The sequence below is a fragment of the Streptomyces incarnatus genome (assembly GCF_001027185.1).
In the GTDB taxonomy this organism is placed as follows: Bacteria; Actinomycetota; Actinomycetes; order Streptomycetales; family Streptomycetaceae; genus Streptomyces; species Streptomyces puniciscabiei.
The window spans coordinates 7,683,122-7,706,313 of record NZ_CP011497.1 but is presented as its reverse complement, the minus strand read 5'-3'; the positions used below and the strand labels follow the sequence as shown (position 1 = coordinate 7,706,313).

Below are 23,192 nucleotides of genomic sequence, written 5' to 3'. Positions count from 1 at the left end.
CTTCAGGGGCGCGGGGCGGTGACACATGCGGCTCCGCCGCGCGGGCGCGACCGGCCCAAGACGGCCCGCAGCTTGCGAACGGCCTCTGCCGACCGCTCCCTCAGCGGAGCGTCACGCACGCTTGTAGACGGGCGCCCGCTTCTCCGCGAAGGCGCGGGCGCCTTCCTTGGCGTCGGCGGTGTCGAAGACCGGCCAGCCACGGGTGAGTTCGGCGGCGAGCCCCTCGGTCTCCGTCATCTCCGCGGTCTCGTACACCGACGCCTTGACGGCCTCGACGGCGAGCGGACCGCAGGCGTTGATCTGCTCGGCGGTCTCCAGGGCGGCCTCGAGCGCGGTGCCGTCGGGCACGACGCGGCCGATCAGTCCGATGTCCGCGGCCTCCCGGGCGCTGTACGGACGCCCGGTGAGCAGCATCTCCAGGGCGTGCGTGCGCGGGATCTGGCGTTGCAGCCGCACGGTGGAGCCGCCGATCGGGAACAGGCCGCGCCGGACCTCGAACAGGCCGAAGGTCGCGGACTCGCCCGCGATCCGGATGTCGGTGCCCTGGAGGATCTCGGTGCCGCCGGCGACGCAATACCCCTCGACGGCGGCGATCACCGGTTTGCGCGGGCGATGGTGGCGCAGCATCGCCTTCCAGTGCAGGTCGGGGTCGGCCTTGAGCCGGTCGCGGTACCGCTCCCCCGCCATGCCCTTCCCGGCCAGCGCCTTCAGGTCCATGCCGGCGCAGAAGGAGCCGCCTGCCCCGGTGAGCACGATCGAGCGGATCCCGTCGTCCGCGTCGGCCGTGAGCCAGCCGTCGTACAGGCCGACGAGCATCGGCAGCGAGAGCGCGTTCTTCGCGTCGGGCCGGTTGAGCGTGAGCACCAGCGTGGCGCCCTCGCGCCGCACGGTGAGGTGTTCCGTCCCGCCCATGGACTTGTCTCCCCTCGGTGAGAACGAGAACAGGTTGCAGTAGGCGGCGAAGCACTTCAAGGGAGCTTCCAGAGTTTTCTGACAGGGAGTCAGATTTATGGGCGCGGACCCTTCACAGTTGCGGCGCCCTTTGCTCTGATGACCCGCTAGTGGACGCATACGGGCACGATCGGGGTCAGGAGGAGCGGTGGAGTACAACCTTGCCGACCTGTTCGAGTCGGTCGTCGACGTGGTCCCGGACCGCGAGGCGCTCGTGTACGTCGACCATCCCGGCACCGGCGCGGAGCGCCGCCTGACCTACGCCGAACTGGACGCGGCCGCCAACCGCATCGCCCACCACCTGACCGACAGCGGGATCCGGCCCGGAGAACACCTCGGCCTGCACCTGTACAACGGCGTCGAGTACCTGCAGACGGTGCTGGCCTGCCTGAAGGCGCGGATCGTCCCGGTCAACGTCAACTACCGCTATGTCGAAGAGGAGTTGGTGTACCTCTACCGGGACGCCGATCTGGTCGCGCTGGTCTTCGACGCGGAGTTCGCGGACCGGGTGGCGGCGGCGCTGCCGCGGGCGCCGAAGCTGCGGCACCTGCTGCGGGTGGGCCCGGAGACGGCCGGGGTGCCCGGGGCGGTGCCGTTCGGCGACGCGGAGGCGTCCGGCGCGCCGGCCCGGGGCTTCCCGGCCCGCTCCGCCGACGACCTGTTCATCATCTACACCGGCGGCACGACCGGCATGCCCAAGGGGGTGATGTGGCGGCAGGAGGACCTGTTCTTCGCCGGCCTCGGCGGCGGGGCGCCGACCGGGGAGCCGGTGAAGGCACCTCAGGAGCTGGCCGAGCGGGTCGCCGCCGGCGGATCCGGGATCACCTTCTTCCCCACTCCCCCGCTGATGCACGGCACCTCCACGCTGACGGCGTTCATCGGCTTCAACTTCGGCCAACGCGTCGTCCTGCACCGCAAGTTCGTACCGGAGGAGGTGCTGCGGACCGTCGAGCGGGAGAAGGTCACCAGCATGTCGCTGGTCGGCGACGCCATGCTCCGGCCGCTGATCGACGCGCTGAGCGGACCGCTCAAGGGCACGGACTGCTCGGCCCTGTTCAGCGTCTCCTCGTCGGGCGCGATCATGTCGGAGACGGTGCGCCGGCAGTTCCGGGAACTCGTCCCGAACGCCATGCTGCTCAACAACTTCGGCTCCTCCGAGTCCGGCTTCAACGGAACGGCGACGGAGGACTCGGGCCCCGAGCGCGGCTTCCGGCTGCGGGTCAACTCCCGTACGCGCGTGGTGGATCCGGTCACGCACGAGCCGGTCGCCGCGGGCGAGATCGGCCGGGTCGCCCAGTGCGGGCACGCCCCGCTCGGCTACTACAACGACCCGCGGAAAACCGCCGAGACGTTCTTCGAGAAGGACGGGCAGCGCTGGGTCCTGCTCGGCGACATGGCGACGGTCGACGAGGACGGCGTGGTCACCGTGCTGGGCCGGGGCTCGCAGTGCATCAACACCGGGGGCGAGAAGGTCTATCCGGAGGAGGTCGAGCAGGCGCTCAAGGCGCATCCGGACGTGTACGACGCGCTGGTCGCCGGGGTCCCGGACGCCACCTGGGGCAACCACGTGGCGGCCGTGGTGCAGCTGCGCGAGGGAGCCGCGCACCCCTCGCTGGCCGACATCCAGAGCCACTGCCGTACCCGGCTGGCCGGCTACAAGGTTCCCCGCCAGCTGGTGATCACCGACTCCATCCAGCGGTCCCCGAGCGGCAAGGCCGACTACCGGTGGGCGCGGGAGGTGGCGGTGGCGGCCGACCAGCGGTGACACCGGGGGCGTCCCCGCGCCCACCACCCGGTAGCACCACTCCGTGCGCACAACCGACACCGCTCGACTACTTTGGGTGACTGTCGGTCGGTCGCGTTGTGCCGGTCCAGGCCTTCCGCACCGGCACCGGGCCACGCACGGAAGGATCTCCGGGTGTCTCACCACACGCCTAGTCACCCGCCGGGGAGCGCGGACGAGACGGACAGCGGCCCGGCGGCATCCGGGGATCCGGTGACATCCGGGGATCCGGCGACATCCGGGGCGACGGCTGAAGAGGCGGCGGAGCGGGCCGCGGCGCCCGGCGGGCGCGGGCGTGGCATCCGGGGCCTCGCCGCACGTGCCGGCCTGCTCGGCGGGCCGAGCCGCGCCACACGGGTCGGCTTCCCCGGTCGACGGAGCCGCGCCGCACGGACCGGCCTGCCGGGCGAGGGGAGCCGCACCGCGCATGCCGGCCTGCTCGGCCGGTGGAGCCGCACCGCACCGGTGGGCCCGCTCGGCGGGTGGGGCCGGGTCGCGCGGGGCCTGGGCACGCCGGCCGGTCCGCCCGGCAGGCGGGCGCGCGTCGTGCGGTGTGCGGCCGTCGGCTCGGCTGTGCTCGCCGTCGGACTCCTGCTCGCGGCACTGCTGCTGCCGAACCGGCCCGACCGGCTCACCCCGGCCGCGTTCGTACGTCTGCCGGCCGAGGGCATCCTGCTCGCCGCCGTGCTGCTCGTGCTGCCGCCCCGGGGGCGGCGGGCCGCGGCGGCCGTCATCGGCGTGCTGATCGGGCTGCTCACGCTCCTCAAGTGCCTGGACCTGGGCTTCTATTCGGTGCTGTACCGTCCCTTCGACCCGGTGCTGGACTGGGGTCTGCTGGGCAACGCGGCGGACTATCTGCGCGGGACCTCCGGCCGCACCGGCGAGCTGGTCGCCATCGCCGGTGCGCTGCTGCTCGCGGTCGCCGTCCTCCTGCTGACCGCGTGCTCCACGGTCCGGCTGAGCACCCTGGTGGCCCGGCACCGCGCCCGGTCCGTCGGTGCCGTCCTGGCGCTGTGCACCGCCTGGATCACCTGTGTCGTGTTCGGCCTGCGGCCGGGCGGCGTGCCCGTCGCCGCCACGCTCGACGCCGGCCTCCTCCGCGACCGCGCCCAGCAGGTCCGCGTCTCCCTCGCGGACGCCCGTCTCTTCCGCCGCCAGTCCGCCCACGACGCCTTCGCCCACACGCCCCCGGACCGGTTGCTGACCGCCCTGCGCGGCAAGGACGTGCTGTTCACGTTCGTCGAGAGCTACGGCCGGTCGGCGATCGAGGACCCGGCGATGGGCCCACGGATCGGCACGGTGCTCAAGGACAGCGACGACGCCCTGAAGGCGGCCGGATTCCGGGCCCGCAGCGGCTGGCTGCGCTCGCCGGTGACCGGCGGCGGCAGCTGGCTGGCCCACTCGACCTTCCTGTCCGGCCTGTGGATCAGCAACCAGCAGCGGTTCCGTTCCCTCACCTCCAGCGACCGCACCACCCTCACCGGCGCGTTCCGCAGCACCGGCGCCTGGCGCACGGTCGGCGTCGTGCCCGGGGTGCTGGTGGCCTGGCCGGAGGGCCGCTTCTTCGGCCTGGACCACGTCTACGACGGCCATCACCTCGACTACCACGGCCCGGACTTCGGCTGGTCCCAGGTGCCGGACCAGTTCACCCTGCAGACGTTCCAGCGGCGGGAGTTCGGCAGGCGGGGCAGGGGCCCGCTGATGGCGGAGATCATCCTCACCTCCAGCCACTATCCCTGGGCGCCCGTGCCCCGCATGGTCGACTGGGCGAAGCTCGGCGACGGCTCGGTCTTCCAGCGGATCAGGCGCGAGGGCCAGTCCCAGGAGGAGGTCTGGAGAAACCCGGAGAGCGTGCGTGACGCGTACCGGGCCTCCATCGAGTACTCGCTCGACAGCCTCGTCGGATTCCTGCGGCGCTACGGCAACGACAACACGGTCCTGGTCTTCCTGGGCGATCACCAGCCCGTGCCGACCGTCACCGGGAACAGCCCCAGCAAGGACGTGCCGGTCACCGTCGTCGCCCGTGACCCCAAGGTGCTGGACCGGATCTCCGGCTGGGGCTGGACGGAGGGCCTCAAACCCGCGGCGAACGCCCCCGTCTGGGCGATGGACGGCTTCCGCGACCGATTCCTGAGGGCGTTCGGGCCGCAGGGGTAGCCGCTGGTGGCTCAGTTGTCGAGGCCATTTGGTCCCACCACACAGGAGCGGACGTGTTGCGCTGCCCGTCGGCGGCCGGCAGGCGGGCGACGATGCCGCCCAGCGATTGGCCCACGACATCGGCGCCGTCGAGGCCGAGCCGTCAGCAGGGCGAGGAGGCCCTCGCTCATCGCCTCGGCCCGGTAGTCCCGCGGCCAGTCGTTGTTCCCGTGGCCGCGCACGTGCGGCGCGTACCCCCGGTGCCACGCAACGTCTCACCGCACGAGTGCGAGTGAAGGTCTCCCCGAGCGGGTGCGCGTCGACATCTCCCGCACGGGTGCGAGAAGCCCGATCACAGGGCGATGGGCCGGTACGCGAGGAGTTCGTCGACGATCCGCTCGGGCGGGGCATCCTGCTCGGTCACCTGGAAGGCCTGGGGATGGGCGACGTTCGCCTCCAGCAGCAGCCGGTAGTGGTCCGCGTCGGGATCACCGGTCGCGTATCCGGCGCGTAGCCTGCGGACGATCTCGATCAGCTCGTCCCGGGTGACGTCCGAAACCCGTGGCCACGCCGGCCGGGCCGCCTCCAGGGCGAACTCCGCCAGATCGCGTGCCGCCCACCACTCCAGGAAGGCAGCCGGGCCGTACGCGTGTCCGGTCGCCGCGTTGAAGGCGTCGACCGCCCGCCGCCCGGCCTCTTCGTCCTCGCGCAGCAACGCCTCGATCCGTTCGGTCTCCGCGCCCAGCTCGGCCGACCGCCCGGCGGACACGGGCGGCGGCAGCAGTTCCCGTCGTAGCTCCACGTGCCCGTTCTCCGCCGCGGCCGTGCTCCGGGTGCGCGGAAAAATCTCCGCAGGCCTCTTGCCTGGAGCCGCATGGCCTGAATTACTGACCCCGAACGGATCGACCGAATGATCGGTCGTCCGGAATGTGAGTGTGACGAGGGAGTCGAATCGATGGCGGATGCGACGGACCTGCTCGACGCGGGCGAACGGCTCGGGCCCGAGGAACTGCGGGAACTCCAGCTGGAGCGGCTGCGCGCCTCGCTGCGGCACGCCTACGACCACGTGCCGTTCTACCGGGAGTCCTTCGACAAGGCCGGCGTCCGCCCCGAGGACTGCCGGTCCCTCGGCGATCTGGCTCGCTTCCCCTTCACGACCAAGGCGGACCTCAGGGAGAACTACCCGTACGGCATGTTCGCCGTGCCGCGCGAGCGCATCCGCCGGCTGCACGCCTCCAGCGGCACCACCGGACGCCCCACGGTGGTCGGCTACACGGACAGCGACCTTTCCATGTGGTCCGACATGGTGGCGCGGTCGATCCGGGCGGCCGGCGGGCGGCCTGGTGACATCGTGCATGTGGCCTACGGCTATGGCCTGTTCACCGGTGGTCTGGGCGCCCACTATGGTGCCGAGCGCCTTGGCTGTACGGTCGTCCCGGCCTCCGGCGGCATGACGGCCCGCCAGGTGCAGCTGATCCAGGATCTCCAGCCGGCCGTCATCATGGTGACCCCGTCCTACATGCTCACGCTGCTGGACGAGTTCGAGCGGCAGGGCGTGGACCCGCGGGGCACCTCGCTGCGCGTGGGGATCTTCGGGGCCGAGCCGTGGACCGAGCAGATGCGGCGCGAGATCGAGGAGCGGTTCGCGATCGACGCCGTGGACATCTACGGGCTGTCCGAGGTGATCGGCCCGGGCGTGGCGCAGGAGTGCGTGGAGACCAAGGACGGGCTGACGATCTGGGAGGACCACTTCTACCCGGAGGTGGTCGACCCGATCACGGGCGAGGTCCTGCCGGAGGGCGAGCGGGGCGAGCTGGTGTTCACCTCGCTGACCAAGGAGGCCATGCCCGTCATCCGGTACCGCACCCGGGACCTCACCCGGCTGCTGCCCGGCACGGCCCGGGTGTTCCGGCGGATTGAGAAGATCACCGGGCGCAGTGACGACATGGTGATCCTGCGCGGGGTCAACCTCTTCCCGACCCAGATCGAGGAGATCGTGCTGCGCACGCCCGGCGTGGCGCCCCACTTCCAGCTCCGGCTGACCCGCGAGGGCCGGCTGGACCGGCTGACCGTACGGGCCGAGGCCCGCGCGGACGCCGGCGCGGAGGCGCGGGACGCCGCGGCCCGGTCCATCTGCGCGGCCGTCAAGGACGGGATCGGGGTCTCGGTCGACGTGGAGATCGTGGAGCCGGAGTCCCTGGAGCGCTCCGTCGGCAAGATCCGCCGGATCGTGGATCTGCGCCCCAAGACCACCGGTCAGGGCGGCGCAATGGGGTGACGGGCAGGCCGGTACGGCGGGCCCGGAGGGACTTGGCGCTGCGCCGGCTCCCCCCTGCTCGTCCCCACCCGCCCGTGCCGGCCCTGTGTCATGTGCGCCAGGCGCCGCCCGCCCCGCCCGACCGGCCGCATGTCACGGCACTCACCGGCGCTGCATCACGGCACGCGGCTCGGCGGCACGGCGCCCTCGACGGGAACGGCCCTCGTACGCCGCCGCCTGGCCAGATGCGTCAGATGCCGGGTCAGCGCGAGCACGGCGGACAGGGCCACCAGCCCCGTCACCCCCGGCCAGCCGAGCCGGCCGTACGCCCGTACCCCGAGCCAGGACCCCGCGCTGCCGCCGAGGAACGCGCACGTCATGTAGGCGGTGTTGACCCGGGCCCGCGCGTCGGGGCGGAGCGCGAAGTTGCGGGCCTGGTTGGCCACTTGGCCGCTCTGCACCGCGACGTCGAGCAGCAGCATGCCCCCGGCCAGCACGAGGAGCCCCGCCGTGCCGCCGAGGCCGGCCAGGGCCAGCACCCCGGCCGATCCGATCACCCCGAGCAGGCACCACAGGCTCACGGTGTCCGGTCCCCGGCGGTCGGCGGCCCGGCCGGCGAGCGGAGTGCAGAACATGCTCGCGGCACCGACGAGTCCGAGCACTCCCACGGTCTGGGCGCCCATGCCGTACGCCGGCCCGGTCACCAGCAGGGTGAGCGCGGTCCAGGCGGCGCTGAAGCCGGCGAAGACGGTGGCCTGGTAGAGGCAGGAACGGCGCAGGTCGGGTTCCTCGCGCAGCAGGCGCAGCGGGGCGGATAGGAGGTCCACGTACCGGTGTCCGGACGAGGGCGTGGTGTCCGGCACCACTCGGGCGAGCGTGACCGCGAGGGCGAGCACGAGCGCCGCGGCGACGAGGTAGGGGGCGCGCCGGCCCAGCCACTCGCCGAGGGTGCCGCCGAAGGTGCGGGCCAGCAGGATGCCGCCGATGAGTCCGCTGAGCAGGGTGCCGGTGACGGCGCCGCGTCGCTCGGGGGGCACGAGCCCGGCGGCCATCGGGATGATGATCTGCGGGACGACGGAGGTGACGCCGATGGCCGCGCTCGCCGTGACGAGGACGGGCAGCGTCGGTGCGGCACCGGCGAGGACCAGGCCCGCCGCGGTCAGGGCGAGCAGGGTGACGATCAGCCGGCGCGACGGCAGCCGGTCGCCGAGCGGGACGAGCAGGAAGATGCCGCCCGCGTACCCGAACTGGGCCGCGGTGACGACGAGGGCCGCGGAGCCCGCCGGGATGTGCAGGTCGGCGGCGATCAGCGAACTGATCGCCTGCGGGAAGTAGATGGTCGAGACGCTCACTCCGCAGGCGAGGGCCAGGACGAGGATCACCCGGCGGGGCGGGGTCGATAACGACGCGGGCTCGGACACGGGCACACCTCTCGGAGAACCGGTTAGAACGGTTCCCGCACGGTACCAGTCAAACCGGTTCTCCCGTAGGGTGAGGCTGTGCCGACGACGATTCGCTTCCGCCAGGGCGCGGGCCGCCCGTGCCTGGACTTCCTCCGGACCCTGCGTCACCGGGGCACGGCCGACGCCGTGGAGGAGCTGCCCGACCCCGAAGCCCTGACCGCCTGGGTACGGCAGTGCGGCCCCTGTCCCGTCGAGGCCCGGCGGACCACGGCCGGCCTGGTGCGTACGGCACAGGAACTGCGTGAGGCGATCCACCGGCTGATCGGCGCCGCCCGCGCCGGACGGACACCGGACGCGACAACACGCGCCCGGGTCAACGAGGCCGCGGCACACCCGGTGCCCGTCCCCGCCCTCACCTCCTCGGGCCGGCTGGCCTGGGACGCCGGGGACCCGGTGCGCGCCACGCTCGCCCTGGTCGCCCGGGACGCGCTGGACCTGGTCACCTCCCCGGCGCTGCACCGGGTGCGCGACTGCGCCGGAGCCTCGTGCGGAGCGCTCTTCCTGGACACATCACGCCCCGGCACCCGGCGCTGGTGCTCGATGGACACCTGCGGCAACCGCGCGAAGAAGGAGGCACTGCGCCGCAGGACCGCCGACTGACCCGGCTATCCGGCTATCCGGCTATCCGCTGAAGCGGTCCCGCAGTTCGCGCTTGAGGATCTTCCCGCTGGCGTTGCGCGGCAACTCGTCCACGAACAGCACCCGTTTGGGCGCCTTGAAGGGTGCGAGCTTCTCCTTCACATGCGCGATGAGCTGCTCCTCCGTCACCTCACCGCGCCGGACGACGACCGCCGTGACGGCCTCGATCCACCGCTCGTCGGGCAGGCCGATCACGGCGGCCTCGGCGACCGCCTCGTGCGTGTACAGGGCGTCCTCGACCTGCCGCGAAGCGACCAGCACGCCACCGGAGTTGATGACGTCCTTCACCCGGTCCACGATCGTGAAGTAACCGTCGGCGTCGCGCACCGCGAGGTCCCCGGAGTGGAACCAGCCGTCCCGGAAGGCCTCGGCGGTCTCCTCGGGCTTGTCCCAGTAGCCCTCGCACAACTGCGGTGAGCGGTAGACGATCTCGCCGGGCGTGCCGTCGGGCACCTCCTCGCCCTGCTCGTCCACGACCCGTGCGTCCACGAACAGCACGGTCCGCCCGCAGGAGTCCAGCCGGCCCTCGTGCTCGTCGGGGCCGAGGACCGTGGCCAGCGGGCCGATCTCGCTCTGCCCGAAGCAGTTGTAGAAGGCGAGCCGCGGCAGGCGCTCGCGCAGCCGTTCAAGCACCGGCACGGGCATGATCGACGCGCCGTAGTAGGCCTTGCGCAGTCCGTCGAGTTCGCGGGTGGCGAAGTCGGGCCGGCCCGCCAGCCCGATCCACACCGTGGGCGGCGCGAACAGGCTGTCCACGCGGCCCGCCTCGATCAGGTCGAGCAGCCGGTCCCCGTCGGGCGCGTCCAGGATGACGCTGGTCGCGCCGACGGCGAGGTACGGCAGCAGGAACACGTGCATCTGCGCCGAGTGGTACAGCGGCAGCGCGTGCGCGGGACGGTCACCGGCGCTCAGGTCCAGGGCGGTGATCGCGCTCAGGTACTCGTGCACGAGGGCCCGGTGGGTCATCATCGCGCCCTTGGGCAGGGCCGTCGTACCGGACGTGTACAGCAGCTGCACCAGGTCCTCGGTGCGGGGTTCGGGCCCGTCGTACGGCGGTGTGCCGGCCAGCCGGTCGAGCAGCGAGCCCGCGGTGTCCCTGAGCGGCAGCACCCGTACGCCGCCCGGGAGCCGGCCGGCGAGGTCCGGGTCGGCGAGGACGAGGGTGCTGCCGGACTGGCCGACCAGGTACGCCAGGTCGTCCCCGGTCAGGTTCTGGTTGACCGGCACATGGACCAGGCCCGCGCGGGCGCAGGCCAGGAAGCCGATCAGATAGGCGTCGGAGTTGTGGCCGTAGGCGCCGACCCGGTCGCCCGGCGTGAGGCCCTGCGTGAGCAGCACCGAGGCCGCACGGGAGACGGCGTCGTCGAGTTCCTCGTACGTCCAGCGGCGCTCGCCGTACTCCACCGCGAGGCGGGCCGGGGTGCGCCGGGCACTGCGCCGCAGCACCCCGTCGACCGTGCTGCCGTGTCCCTGCGTCATGGCTCATGATCCTGGGTCCGTCGCGCAGGCAGGTCAAGCACCGAGGGGTGATCAGGGGGCATCAACGGCCGTACACCGAATGCGACTTTTGCATCTGTGTGCTTCTGTGCGCCCCTTTGGAGAAAGGATTCGGGACACCCAGTACCGCTGAACCTGGGCAGGACAAGTCTCGGGCGCAAAGTCCGTAGCAGTTCACACATTTCCTGTGTGACATTGACCAGGAGGCATTCATGAGTCGTGCTGTGCCCGAACAGAAACCCACGTGGCGGACAGGTACTGCTCCCGGCATATTCCCACTCCTCGGCCACGGTATCGCCTTGTACCGCCGCCCGCTGGCTTTTCTGAATTCCTTGCCCGCGCACGGGGATCTGGTCGAGATACGACTGGGCCCCCAGCGCGCCTGGATGGTGTGCCACCCCGAGCTCACCCACGAGGTGCTCATGGACCCGCACACCTTCGACAAGGGGGGCCCGCTGTACGACCGGCTCGGAAAGCTGATGGGAGACGGTCTCGTCACCTGCCGCCGGCCGACGCACCGGGCCAAGCGCAGGCTGCTGCAGCCCGCCTTCCGCCCCTCCCACGCCGCCGCGTACACGGACCTCGTCACCGAGGAGGCCGAGTCGGTGTGCCACGGCTGGCGGACGGGCCGCACGGTTCCCGTCACCGAGGCGATGATGACCCTCACGACCCGCGTGATCAGCCGGGTCCTGCTCTCCGACTCGCTGGACGACACGACGACCGCCGAGGTGCGGGACTGCCTCACGGACGTCGTCCGCGGCCTGTTCGTCCGCACGGTCGTCCCGATCGACGCCCTCTTCCGCCTCCCCACGCCCGCCAACCGGCGCTACCGGCACGCGCTGACGCGTCTGCACGCGATCATCGACACGGCGATCGCGGAGCGCCGCCGCGGCCCCGACCGCGACGACGTGCTGGGGACTCTGCTGGCTGCCGCGCGCGGCGAGGGGGGAGCACCGCCGATCACCGATCAGGAGGTCCACGATCACCTGATCACGCTGTTGCTCACGGGCGTCGAGGCCCCGGCACTGTGCCTGGCCGACGCCTTCAGTCTGCTGGCGCGTCATCCGGAGGCGGAGCGCCGCCTGCACGCCGAGCTCGACGCCGTCCTCCCCGGCGGCCGGCGGCCCGGCCGCGACGATCTGCCGCACCTCGTCCGGACCCGGTGCGTCGTCGCGGAGACGCTGCGCCACTCGTCCCCCGGCTGGCTCTTCACCCGTGTCGCCACCAGGGAGACGGAACTCGCCGGGTGCCGGCTGCCCGCGGGAGCCACCGTTCTGTACAGCCCCTACCTCCTGCACCACGATCCCGCGTCGTTCCCCGACCCCGAACGGTTCGATCCCGACCGCTGGTTGCCGGGCCGGGCCGGCGCCGCACAGCGCCGCGCGCTGATGCCGTTCTCCGCGGGCAACCGCAAATGCCTCGGCGACGAGTTCGCCATGGTGGAGGCCACCCTGGCGCTCGCGACCATCGCCGGCCGACGGCGGCTGCGCCATGTGCCCGGGTACGTCGAACAGCCACCGCGCCCCGCGATCACGCTGGGCCCGCGTGCCCTGGTGATGGCTTGCGAAGCCCGTTCCCGCGCATCGGATTCCCGGACGGCAGGTGACCACGTTGTCGACAACGCATGAGGAACTCCCGGTCGGGGTTCCCGGGGGAATTCCGGTCTCCACCCTCAGGGACCTCATCGACCGTCACCTCCATATGCCCTTCCCGTTCCGGCGCAACCCCCATGAATCGGTGGCCGCGGCCGGTGTCGACGCATGGCTGAGGACGTGGGGGCTGACCGACGAACCGGGAGTGGCGGCGATGATCAGCCGCACTCGCCCGGCGGAGCTCGCGTCCTGCACGAGTCCCGCCGTGGATTCCGGTCTCCTGCAGATCGTGGCGAACCAGATCGCTTACCAATTCGTCTTCGACGACCGGGCAGAGGAAATCGGGCGGAACTCTCCGGGCGGGCTGCTGCCGATGCTGTGCGAGGGCATCGCGATTCTGCGGGACGGCCGACCGCCCCGCACCCTCCTCGGAGCGGCCCTGGCCGACCTGCACCGACAGGTCCGGGAACGTTGCACACCCGCGCAGGCCGCCCGTTGGGCCTGGCAGAGCCGTGAATACGTGCACGGTCTGCTGTACGAGGCCGTGGCCCAGAGCCAGCCCTACCTGTTGCGGACCCGCGACTGCACCGCCATTCGGTCGCTGACCGCGGGCGTCGAGCCGTTCTACCCGCTCTACGAGGCCGCCCAGCCGCGTGAACCGGCCCCCGCCGAACTCCATCACCCCGTCGTACGGCGGCTGAGCAGGCTGTCGGCCGACGCGGCGGTGTGGACGGCTGACCTGTTCTCCGCCGTGAAGGAACAGCAAGCCGGGGAAATGATCAATCTGGCTCTGGCCCACCAGCGCGAGCACCAGTGCTCTCTGCAGGCGGCCGTCCTTCTGGCCATCCAGGAGATCAACGCGACGATCGAGGAGTTCCAGAAGCTCCACGCAGAGATCGAACCGGACTTGAGCCCGGCGGGAGCCGGCTACGTGCAGGGCATGATCGGCTGGATCCAGGGGTGTTACCAATGGTCCCGCACCGTGCCACGCTACGCGGACGTGACGACGGTGCCCGCCGTGCCGTAGGCGCACCTGCCGCACGGCGGCGGGACCCTGTCCATTCAGGTCCCCTACCCAGCGAGCGGGCATTGTCCCACCCACCTGCCCATTGATTCACCTCTTGGAGTCCAATCCGGTCTGACCCACCGCCACGGAGCGTACGCTCGGCAACCCGGCCGAACGACAGAAGGCGGTACCGCACATGGCGATGGAGCCGCGGCAACCGATCACGGAGCAGCGAGCGTTGATCGAGCGTCGGCGGGAACTTCAGGCCCTCGACGTGGCGTTCCAGGAGCTGCGGCGCGCAGCGGAGGGCGTGCCGCGCGCGAGGCACCGGGGGGTGCTCGGCTTCACCGGGCCGGCCGGGCTCGGCAAGACGGCACTCATGACGGAAGCACGCGCCCGGGCCGCGGCCTACGGATTCACCGTGCTGTCGGGCCGGGGCGCGGAGACGGAACAGGGGTCGGCGTTCCGCGTGGTGCGCCAGTTCGTGCAGCCGTCGCTGGCGAGGATGGACGCGGCCGAACTCCGCACCTTCCTCGGCAGCTGGTACGACATCGTCGCCGCCGTACTCGGTCTCGAGGCGAGGGAGCTCGGTCCCGCGCCGGACAGGACCGGGGTGCGCGAAGGACTCGACTGGGTCATGACACGCCTGACGGTGCGGAAGGCACCCGTCGTGCTGCTCCTGGACGACCTGCACTGGGCCGACACCGAGTCCCTCAGCTGGCTCGACTCCTTCGCCTCACGCGTCGAGGACCTTCCCCTGCTCATCGTGGTCGCCTACCGGCCCGACGAGCTGCCGTTCGCAGCGGGCGAACTCCGCACGCTGGTGGGACACCACGGAGACCGCCCCCACGACCTGGCGCTGCTCACGGCCGACGGCGTGGCGCAGATCGTCAGGAACGAACTGGGGGACGCGGCCGAGGACCGCTTCTGCAAGGAATGCTGGTCCGCGACCGGCGGAAGCCCCTTCGAAACGGTCGAACTCGCCATCGGACTCGCCGAGCGGAAACTGAGCGGCACCGAGGACGACCTGCCCGCGATGCGGGAACTCGCCGCCGCGATCAAGGGACCGGGATTGATCGATCGTCTGGAACGGCTCGACACGGCGACCGTTCGCTTCGCGCACACCGCGGCCGTACTCGGTTCGCCCTTCTCACCGCAGCTCGCCGCGACCATCGCGGTGCTCGGAGAAGAAGCCTCGGCCGAGGCGACCCAGAAGCTGCGCGCGGCCCGGATCCTGGCCGATGGCCACGGCCCCGAGGGCGAGCTCGAGTTCGTTCACCCGCTGATCGCCACGACGATCTACCGGTCCATCCGCACGGCGTTCCGGGCCGGTCTGCACAACACCGCCGCGCAGGCCGTGCTTGCGGCCGGATACGGACCCACCGCCGCCGCCCGGCATCTGCTGGAGGTCCCCTGTGAGGGCAACGCCGAGGCGGTCGCCTGTCTGCGCGAGGCCGCTCATGAGTACCTTCGTGCCGGAGCGACCGAGGCCGCCCGGCGGCTGCTGACCCGCGCGCTGCAGGAGCCGCCGCTTCCCGAGGACCGTGCGGCGGTCCTGCACGAGCTCGCGTGCGCCACGTTCCTGATCGAGCCCACGGCCACGGTGAGGTATCTCCGCCAGGCGCTGGCGGAGCCCGACGTCGACCCCGATCTGCGCGCCGCCATCGTCTACCGGCTGACAACGGCTCTGGCCCACACCGATCAGCTCGCCGAGGCCGTGACCGTGGCCGCCGAGGAGGCGAAGCAGGCCACGAATCCGCGCGTCAGGCTGCGCATGCAGGCCGATCAGTTCGTCTGGAGCATGGTTCGCGCCGACGACCCCGACTCACCCGCCCGCTCCCGCACACTGGCACGTCTGGCCGAAAAGCTGCCCGGGCGCAGTCTGGAGGAGCGCTACATCCTCGGGCTGCGGGCCTGGGACGCCGTAAAGCGCGGCGAAGCCCGTCAGACCACCCTCACGTATGCCGAGAAGGCCCTGCGCGGCGGCATGAGCTGGACCGACGAGAACCGCGGTTTCGAGGTCCCCCTCTCGGTCGCCCTGGTGTACATGTACGGCGATCAGCCGCGACGGGCCGAGGAGTTGTTCAGCACGGGCATCGCCGAATGCGTGGCCAAAGGTTGGCACGGCTCACACCTGGCCTTCGGCCAGACCATCGCCGGGTACATCCGGTACCGCCGCGGCTGTCTCGCCGAGGCCGAGGACCTCGTACGGGAAGGCCTGCGCATCGCCGGCAAGGTGGAAGGGGTCGTGGCGGCCCAACTGTTCGGCGTCAGCATTCTCATCCAGACCCTGCTCGCCCGGGGACGCGTCACCGAGGCACGCGCACTGGCCGACGAGCACCACTTCGGTGAGACGACGCCGAACGCCGTCATCTACCCCGATCCCCGGGCGGTGTACGCGGAACTGCTCCTGGCGGAGGGACGGCACGCGGAAGCGGCGGAGCTGTTGTCCTCGGTCGGGGACTGGCTGGACGGGCGGGCCTGGCGGAACCCGGCCTGGTGCCCGTGGCAGTTCCACCTCGCCTCCGCGCTCGCCCCGACCGCCCCGGACGAGGCGGTCGGCCACGCCCAGGACGCCGTGAAACGCGCCCGGGACTTCGGCGCCGCCTCCACCATCGGCCAGGCCCTGCACACCCTCGCCGAGGTGACCGGCGGGCCTGCGGCACTCGACCTGTACGCCGAGGCCGTCGACCACCTGGAACAGTCCCCCGCCGCCTACGAGCTCGCCCGCGCCCAGATCGGCCACGGCGCCGCGCTGTCCCGCAACGGGCGGCTGCAGGAGGCCGCCGACCGGCTCTACCAGGGGCTGGAAGGCGCCGTCCACTGCGGGGCCGAGGCACTGGCGGCCCGGGCCCGGGAAGAGCTCTCGGCGGCCGGAATGCGTCCGCTGCCGCTGCGGTACGCGCAGGCGGACGCGCTGACCGCACGGGAGCGCCGGACCGCCGAACTGACCGTACGGGGCTCCTCCGTGGAAGAGATCGCGAAGGAACTGCGCCTCACTCCGCAAGGCGTGCGGCAGTTGCTGTCCAGCGTCTACCGCAAGATGGGCACTGACTCCGCCGGCCTCGCCAAGGCTCTGGAGGGCCTGCCTCGCCATCGCCACTGAGGCCGCGGGAAGCCACGGATCGCCGGTCCGTACAGGCCTGGTTCACACCACCCGCCCCCGCCCCTCCCAGTACGGCTCCCGCAACCGCCGCTTGTACAGCTTGCCGTTGGGGTCGCGGGGCATCTCGGTGATGAAGTCGACGCTCTTGGGCCGCTTGTAGCCGGCGAGCCGTTCGGCGCAGTGGGCGAGGAGGGCGGCGGCGAGGGCTGGGCCCGGTTCGTGCCCGGGGGCCGGTTCGACGACCGCCTTGACCTCCTCGCCCCAGTCGTCGTGCGGGATGCCGAAGGCGGCGGCGTCGGCGACGGCCGGGTGGGAGAGCAGCACGGACTCGATCTCGGCCGGGTAGATGTTGACCCCGCCGGAGATGATCATGTCGATCTTGCGGTCGCGGAGGAAGAGGTAGCCGTCCTCGTCCAGGTAGCCGAGGTCGCCGACGGTGAAGAAGTCGCCGATGCGGTTCTTGCGGGTCTTGTCCTCGTCCTTGTGGTACGAGAAGCCGCCGGTGCTCATCTTCATGTAGACGGTGCCGAGTCGCCCTGCGGGAAGCCGGTTGCCGTCGTCGTCGAAGACCGCCAGTTCGCTGATGGGCCAGGCCTTGCCGACGGTGCCGGGCTTCTTCAGCCAGTCCTCGGCGGTGGCGAAGGCGCCGCCGCCCTCGCTGGCCGCGTAGTACTCCTCCACGCAGTGGCCCCACCAGTCGATCATGGCCCGCTTCACGTGGTCCGGGCAGGGGGCGGCGCCGTGGATGGCGTGCCGCAGGGACGAGACGTCGTAGCGGGCCCTCACCTCGTCGGGGAGGGCGAGGAGCCGGTGGAACTGGGTGGGGACCATGTGGGTGTGCGTGCACCGGTGGGTGTCGATCAGGCGCAGCATCTCCTCCGGGGTCCACCTGTCCATCAGGACCAGGCGGTGGCCGATGTGCAGGGACGCGCCCGCGAACTGCAGGACCGCCGTGTGGTACAGCGGCGAGCAGACCAGGTGGACGTTGTCGTCGAAGGGCTTGATGCCGAAGATCCCGAGGAAGCCGCCCAGGTAGGCCTCCTCGGGGGCCTTGCCGGGCAGCGGGCGGCGGATGCCGCGCGGGCGTCCGGTCGTACCGGAGGTGTAGTTCATCACCCAGCCGAGTTCCCGGCCACCGGGTGCGGACTCCGGCTGTCCGTCCAGCAGGTGGGCGTACGGGCGGAAGCCCTCGACCGCGCCGACCGCGTACCGGTGGGTGTCCGGGAGCCCGGCCTCGTCGGCGGCCCGGCGCGCCGCGTCGCCGAACCGCTCGTGGGCGACGAGCACCTTGGCGCCGGAGTCGGCGACGATCCAGGCGATCTCGGGGCCGACCAGGTGGTGGTTGACCGGGACCAGGTAGAGGCCGGCCTGGGTGGCGGCCAGGTAGGCGGTGAGGAACTCGACGCCGTTGGGGAGGACGACGGCGAAGGCGTCGCCGCGCTCCAGGCCGGCCGCGCGCAGGCCGTGGACGAGCCGGTTGGCGGCGCCGTGCAGCCGGCCGGCGGTCCACTCCTCGCCGTCGGGGGCGATGAGCACCGTGCGTTCGGGGTCGCCGGTGGCCTGGGCCCAGAATCCGGCGGGGGGCGTGCTGGTCACGTGCCGCTCCTTCCGGCGATGCGGTTGATGCGGTCCACGGCCTTCTCGAAGCCGCGGGTGAGGTCGTCGAAGACGGCCTGGACGCTGCGTTCGCTGCTCATCCGGCCGACGATCTGCCCGACCGGGGTGCCGAGCAGCGGTTCGACCTCGTACTTCTGGATCCGGGACACCGCCTCGGCCACCAGCAGCCCCTGCAGCGGCATGGGCAGGGTGCCGGGACCGGCCGGGTCGTCCCAGGCGTCGGTCCACTCGGTACGCAGCTGGCGTGCGGGTTTGCCGGTGAGGGCACGGGAGCGGACGGTGTCGCCGGACCCGGCGGCGAGCAGCTTGCGGGTCAGGGCGGGCGAGTGCAGGTCGGCTTCTGTGGTGGTCAGCCATAGGGAGCCCAGCCAGACGCCCTGCGCGCCGAGGGTGAGTGCGGCAGCCACCTGTTGCCCGCTGCCGATGCCGCCCGCGGCCAGGACGGGCAGCGGGTCGACGGCGTCCACGATCTCGGGGGTGAGCACCATGGTGGCGATCTCGCCGGTGTGGCCGCCGGCCTCGTAGCCCTGCGCGACGACGATGTCGATGCCCGCCTGCTGATGCTTGCGGGCGTGCCGGGCGCTGCCGGCGAGCGCGGCGACCAGCACGCCCCGGTCGTGGGCGCGGGCGACGACGTCGGGGGGCGGCGAGCCGAGGGCGTTGGCGAGCAACTTGATCGGGTAGTCGAAGGCGACGTCGAGCTGGCCGCGGGCGACCTGCTCCATCCATCCGGTGATGCGCCAGCCGGACGCCTCGCCCTCGGCCAGTTCGGCGACGCCGTACTTGGCGAGGGTGTCCCGCACGAACTGCCGGTGCCCCTCGGGGATCATCGCCTCGACGTCCGCCTCGGTCACGCCCTCGACCTTCTTCGCGGGCATGACGACGTCCAGCCCGTAGGGCCGGCCGCCGGCGTGCTCGTCGAGCCAGTCGAGGTCGCGCTTGAGGTCGTCGGGGGCGGTGTAGCGGACCGCGCCGAGCACGCCGAAGCCGCCGGCCCGGCTGATGGCCGCGGCGACGGCGGGGAACGGCGTGAAGCCGAAGACGGCGTGCTCGACTCCCAGTTTCCTGCTCAGCTCCGTCTGCATGGGCGCAGGATGCCGCAGCGGGCCGGACGACGGAAGAGGCTTTCTGACGTTCCGTCAGATTCTTTTCGGGCGGCGCCTCACGAGGCGGCCTCCAGCACCGCCATCGCCGCGTTGTGCCCCGGCACCCCGCTCACCCCTCCCCCGCGCACCGCGCCCGCCCCGCACAGCAGGACGTTCGCGTGCCGGGTCTCCACTCCCCAACGGCCCGTCCCCTCCTGGGCGTAGGGCCAGGACAGGGCGCGGTGGAAGATGTTGCCGCCGGGCAGCCGCAGGTCGCGTTCGAGGTCGAGCGGGGTCTTGGCCTCGATGCAGGGGCGGCCGTCGGCGTCGGTGGCCAGGCAGTCGGCGAGGGGTTCGGCGAGGTGGGCGTCGAGCTGGGCGAGGGTGGACTTCAGCAGCTCCTCGCGTACGGCGTCGTTGTCCCGGTCGAAGAGCCGGGCGGGGGTGTGCAGGCCGAACAGGGTGAGGGTCTGGTAGCCGCACCCGGCGAGCTCGGGGCCGAGGATGGTGGGGTCGGTCAGGGAGTGGCAGTAGATCTCCGAGGGCGGCACGGCGGGCAGTTCACCGGCGGCGGCCTGGGCGTGGGCGGTGGCGAGCTGCCGGTAGCCCTCGGCGATGTGGAAGGTGCCGACGAAGGCCTCGCGCGGGTCGACGGCCGGGTCGCGCAGCCTGGGCAGCCGGGTGAGCAGCATGTTGACCTTGAGCTGGGCGCCCTCGGCGGGCTCGGGCGAGGGGTCGCCCGTCAGGCCGGCCAGCTCCTGCGGAGAGGCGGTCACCAGGACGTGCCGGGCGGCGGCGACGCCCTCGCCGTCGGCCGTGCGGTAGGTGACCTCGGCGGTGTGTCCGTCGGTGGCGATGCGGACCGCCTCGTGGCCGGTCACGATGACCGCGCCCGCCGAGCGGGCCGCGGCGGCCAGGGCGTCGGTGAGGGCGCCCATGCCGCCGACGGGCACGTCCCAGGCGCCGGTGCCGCCGCCGATGACGTGGTAGAGGAAGCAGCGGTTCTGGGCGAGGGAGGGGTCGTGGGCGTCGGCGAAGGTGCCGATCAGGGCGTCGGTCAGGACCACGCCCCGAACCAGGTCGTCCCCGAAGTTCTCCTCGACGGCGACCCCGATCGGCTCCTCGAACAGGGCTCGCCAGGCCGTCTCGTCGTCGACGCGGCGGCGCAGTTCGTCGCGGGTGGGCAGCGGCTCGGTGAGGGTCGGGAAGACGCGTTCGGCGACGCGCGTGGTCATGCCGTAGAAGCGCTGCCAGGCCTGGTACTCGCGCTCGCCGCCGGTCAGCCGGGCGAAGGCCTCCCGGGTGCGCTGCTCCCCGCCGCCGACGAGCAGTCCGGTGGGGCGTCCGCCGCGCTCCACGGGGGTGTACGAGGAGATGGTGCGGGTACGGACCCGGAAGTCGAGGGCGAGGTCGCGCACGATCTTCCGGGGCAGCAGGCTGACCAGGTAGGAGTAGCGCGACAGGCGGGCGTCGACACCGGCGAACGGGCGCGTGGAGATCGCGGCGCCGCCGGTGTGGTCCAGCCGCTCCAGCACCAGCACCGAGCGGCCGGCCCGGGCCAGATAGGCGGCGGCGACCAGGCCGTTGTGTCCACCGCCGACGATGACGGCGTCGTAGGTGCGGGTGTGCTCGTTGGCAGGCATGGTTCTTCGTAACACGGGATGATCCATTGCGGCCAGAGGTGTGCCCTGCCCGTGGCCCGGGTGGCCGCGGCCTGCCCCGCCCCACCCTTGATTCGGCACCCCCACCTTGATTCGGCGCCCCCACCCTCACGCGCCCTTGATCAGGCAGCCGCCGCACCCGGTCTCCGTCAGGCTCCGCCGGAGGCCTGCCGTCGGCGGACCACCGCGACCCTGCGGTACAGCTCGCCGGCCTCGGTGCCCCGGCCGAGGCGCTCCAGGCAGTGGGCCTCGTCGCCGCGCGCGGCGAGGGTGTCGGGGTGGTCGGCGCCGAGGAGTTGTTCGCGGGTGGCGGCGATCCGCCGGTACTCGGCGAGGGCCTCGGCCCAGCGACCGAGCCAGCCGAGGGCGACCGCGATCTCGCGCCGGCTGACGAGCGTGTCGGGGTGGGCGGGCCCGAGGACCTGCTCGCGGAGCAGGCAGACGTCCCGGGCCTCGGCGAGGGCCTCCGCCCAGTGGCCCAGCCGGCCGAGGTTGACCCCGAGGCCGTGCCGGGCGCGCAGGGTCTCGGGGTGGTGCGGGCCCTGGACGCGGGTGCGGTCCACGACCAGCTCGCGGTACACACACAGGGCGTCCGCGCTGCGGCCGAGGCGGCCGAGGCTGAGGGCGGTCTCGTAGCGGGCGGCGAGGGTGTCGGCGTGGTCGGCACCGAGGACGCGTGCTCTGGCCCCGGCGACCTCGCGGTAGGTGCGCAGCGCCTCCTCCCAGTGGCCCGACTGGCCCTGGGCGTAGGCCAGTTCGCAGCGCGAGACGAGGGTGTCGGGGTGGTCGGGGCCGAGCACCCGGGCCCGGGCCGCGGCCACCTCCCGGGCCGTGCGGCAGGCGTCGTCCAGGCGGCCGAGCCGGCCGAGGGTGCAGGCCAGGTTGTGGCGGCAGCGCAGGGTGTCGGGGTGGTCGGGGCCCATGACGCGCACCCGGGCGGCCAGCACCTCCGCGTACACCTGATGGGCCTCGAAGTGACGGCCCAGCCGGCCCAGCGCATAGGCGGTCTCCTGGCGGGCGGCGAGCGTGTCGGGGTGGTCGGGGCCGAGGACACGGGCCCGGGCCGCCGCGAGATCCGTGTAGGCGGCCAGTGCCTCGGCGACCCGGCCGGCGCGGACGAGCGCGAAGGCGGCCTCGTAGCGGCCGGCCAGGGCCTCGGGGTGGTCGGGGCCTGTGCGCTCCGCGGGTAGTGCCGGACACTCGCCGGGGAGGGGCGGTACGGGCCGTCGTGCGTCCTGCAGTCCGTTGTGGCTGCTCGCTCCCCCACGTTCTCGGCTTGGCGCTAACCCGGGGGAATTTCCTTCGCGACGGGAGTCGCCTGTCGGGTACGGCCCCGCGCCCGCTGGGGGCGTGTCCCGCCGGGTCACCTTCCATCGTCCCGACAGGGCCGCCCCCGGGTCCGGCGGCAGGGCACCGAGTCCGGCACCCATCGCCTTGTGGCCGGTGGTCATGCCGCACGTCCAGGACGGCAGGCGGGCCGCACCGGTCACCTGCGGGATCTCCATGGCCGGGACAGCGGTGGCCACCCCGCGTGGATGCTGGAGCCGACGGGCCAACTCCCCCGCGTCGCACGGCCGTTCCTCGGGCCGTTTGGCCAGCAGGTCGAGGATGATCCGCTCGAGGTGGCCGGGCAGGTCCGGGCGCACCTCGCGCGGCGGCCGGGGCGGGGTGTCGCGGTGGCCGATGAGGATCGCCCAGGCGTCCTCCAGGTCGAACGGCGGTGCGCCGGTGGCGATTTCGTACAGCACGCAGCCCAGCGAGTACAGGTCGCTGCGCCGGTCCACCGCATCGCCGCCGATCTGTTCCGGAGACATGTACTGCGGGGTGCCCAGCGCGACCCCGGTGCCGGTCAGCCGGGCGGTGAAGCCGATGTCGTGGCCGAGGCGCGCGATGCCGAAGTCGCAGATCTTCACCGTGCCGTCGGTGAGCCGGACGATGTTGGCCGGTTTCAGGTCGCGGTGGACTATGCCCTGTCGATGGGTGTAGGCGAGAGCGGCGGCGACCTGCGCGGCGATGTCCGCCAGGTCGTCCACCGGCAGCGGATGGCCCTTGTTGTCCTGCAGCAGCCGGCTCAGATCGCGGCCTTCGAGGAGTTCCATCACCAGATACGGGACCCCGTCGGACTCGCCGAAGTCGTGGACGACGGTCACCCCGCGGTGCGACAGGCCGGCGGCCAGCCGGGCCTCGCGGCGGAAGCGCTCGCGCAGGACCCGGGCGAGGGACGGGTCGTGGTACGGGCCGAGCGGCTTGAGGCACTTGACCGCGACCTGCCGGCCCAGGGACTCGTCCCGGGCCCGCCACACCTCGCCCATGCCGCCCCGCCCGATCAGGTCGAGCAGCCGGTACCGGCCCTGAACCAGCCTGTTCTCCCCCATAGCGATCCGCCGCCCCCGTCGCCG

The 23,192-nt window shown here is 72.4% G+C and carries 15 protein-coding genes; 7 read left to right on the top strand and 8 right to left on the bottom strand.

Features of this window, described 5'->3' with window-relative positions; translation table 11 throughout:
* Positions 1–111: 111 nt before the first annotated feature.
* The gene (locus ABB07_RS35070; protein WP_208902480.1) at positions 112–912 is read right to left on the bottom strand and encodes a crotonase/enoyl-CoA hydratase family protein; all 801 of its coding nucleotides are present in this window, start codon (positions 910–912) and stop codon (positions 112–114) included.
* Between the two features lie 187 nt (positions 913–1,099).
* On the opposite strand from ABB07_RS35070, the gene ABB07_RS35065 reads away from it, so the two are divergent.
* Positions 1,100–2,716, top strand: a complete 1,617-nt coding sequence (locus ABB07_RS35065; RefSeq protein ID WP_208902479.1) for an acyl-CoA synthetase — start codon at positions 1,100–1,102, stop codon at positions 2,714–2,716.
* A gap of 231 nt (positions 2,717–2,947) precedes the next feature.
* Positions 2,948–4,891 carry an alkaline phosphatase family protein gene (locus ABB07_RS35060; protein ID WP_244189619.1) on the top strand — a complete coding sequence of 648 codons (1,944 nt, stop codon included), beginning with the start codon at positions 2,948–2,950 and terminating at the stop codon, positions 4,889–4,891.
* A gap of 331 nt (positions 4,892–5,222) precedes the next feature.
* On the opposite strand, the gene ABB07_RS35055 is transcribed toward ABB07_RS35060, so the two are convergent.
* Positions 5,223–5,672: a hypothetical protein gene (locus ABB07_RS35055; RefSeq protein WP_208902478.1), complete on the bottom strand. Its 450-nt coding sequence runs from the start codon at positions 5,670–5,672 to the stop codon at positions 5,223–5,225.
* 153 nt (positions 5,673–5,825) lie between these two features.
* Between ABB07_RS35055 and paaK the strand changes: the two genes are divergently transcribed.
* On the top strand, positions 5,826–7,148 hold the full coding sequence (gene paaK, locus ABB07_RS35050) for a phenylacetate--CoA ligase PaaK (RefSeq protein ID WP_208902477.1): 1,323 nt from the start codon (positions 5,826–5,828) through the stop codon (positions 7,146–7,148).
* Positions 7,149–7,303: 155 nt separating this feature from the next.
* On the opposite strand, the gene ABB07_RS35045 is transcribed toward paaK, so the two are convergent.
* The gene (locus ABB07_RS35045; protein WP_244189618.1) at positions 7,304–8,548 is read right to left on the bottom strand and encodes an MFS transporter; all 1,245 of its coding nucleotides are present in this window, start codon (positions 8,546–8,548) and stop codon (positions 7,304–7,306) included.
* Between the two features lie 78 nt (positions 8,549–8,626).
* Here ABB07_RS35045 and ABB07_RS35040 point away from each other — a divergent pair, with 78 nt between their 5' ends.
* Positions 8,627–9,190, top strand: a complete 564-nt coding sequence (locus ABB07_RS35040) for a CGNR zinc finger domain-containing protein (RefSeq protein ID WP_208902476.1) — start codon at positions 8,627–8,629, stop codon at positions 9,188–9,190.
* 21 nt (positions 9,191–9,211) lie between these two features.
* Here the strand turns inward: ABB07_RS35040 and ABB07_RS35035 are convergent, their stop codons facing one another.
* Positions 9,212–10,708 (bottom strand): acyl-CoA synthetase, encoded by a 1,497-nt coding sequence (locus ABB07_RS35035; protein WP_208902475.1) that lies wholly within the window; start codon positions 10,706–10,708, stop codon positions 9,212–9,214.
* Between the two features lie 230 nt (positions 10,709–10,938).
* Here ABB07_RS35035 and ABB07_RS35030 point away from each other — a divergent pair, with 230 nt between their 5' ends.
* The 3 genes from ABB07_RS35030 (at position 10,939) to ABB07_RS35020 (ending at position 16,430) form a co-directional block, all read left to right on the top strand.
* Positions 10,939–12,354, top strand: coding sequence for a cytochrome P450 (locus ABB07_RS35030; protein ID WP_208902474.1), 1,416 nt, complete (start codon positions 10,939–10,941; stop codon positions 12,352–12,354).
* 73 nt (positions 12,355–12,427) lie between these two features.
* Positions 12,428–13,345 carry a (-)-alpha-amorphene synthase gene (locus ABB07_RS35025; RefSeq protein ID WP_279617432.1) on the top strand — a complete coding sequence of 306 codons (918 nt, stop codon included), beginning with the start codon at positions 12,428–12,430 and terminating at the stop codon, positions 13,343–13,345.
* Between the two features lie 175 nt (positions 13,346–13,520).
* Positions 13,521–16,430, top strand: coding sequence for an ATP-binding protein (locus tag ABB07_RS35020; protein ID WP_208902472.1), 2,910 nt, complete (start codon positions 13,521–13,523; stop codon positions 16,428–16,430).
* A 42-nt stretch (positions 16,431–16,472) separates the two neighbouring features.
* Here the strand turns inward: ABB07_RS35020 and ABB07_RS35015 are convergent, their stop codons facing one another.
* From ABB07_RS35015 to ABB07_RS35000, 4 genes are all read right to left on the bottom strand, one after another.
* Positions 16,473–18,026 carry an acyl-CoA synthetase gene (locus ABB07_RS35015; RefSeq protein ID WP_208902471.1) on the bottom strand — a complete coding sequence of 518 codons (1,554 nt, stop codon included), beginning with the start codon at positions 18,024–18,026 and terminating at the stop codon, positions 16,473–16,475.
* On the bottom strand, positions 18,023–19,132 hold the full coding sequence (locus tag ABB07_RS35010) for an NAD(P)H-dependent flavin oxidoreductase (RefSeq protein ID WP_208902470.1): 1,110 nt from the start codon (positions 19,130–19,132) through the stop codon (positions 18,023–18,025). The genes ABB07_RS35015 and ABB07_RS35010 overlap by 4 nt, the downstream gene beginning before the upstream one ends.
* Positions 19,133–19,209: 77 nt before the next feature.
* Positions 19,210–20,775 carry a phytoene desaturase family protein gene (locus tag ABB07_RS35005; RefSeq protein WP_208902469.1) on the bottom strand — a complete coding sequence of 522 codons (1,566 nt, stop codon included), beginning with the start codon at positions 20,773–20,775 and terminating at the stop codon, positions 19,210–19,212.
* Between the two features lie 167 nt (positions 20,776–20,942).
* Positions 20,943–23,168, bottom strand: a complete 2,226-nt coding sequence (locus ABB07_RS35000; protein WP_208902468.1) for a serine/threonine-protein kinase — start codon at positions 23,166–23,168, stop codon at positions 20,943–20,945.
* Between the last annotated feature and the right edge of the window lie 24 nt (positions 23,169–23,192).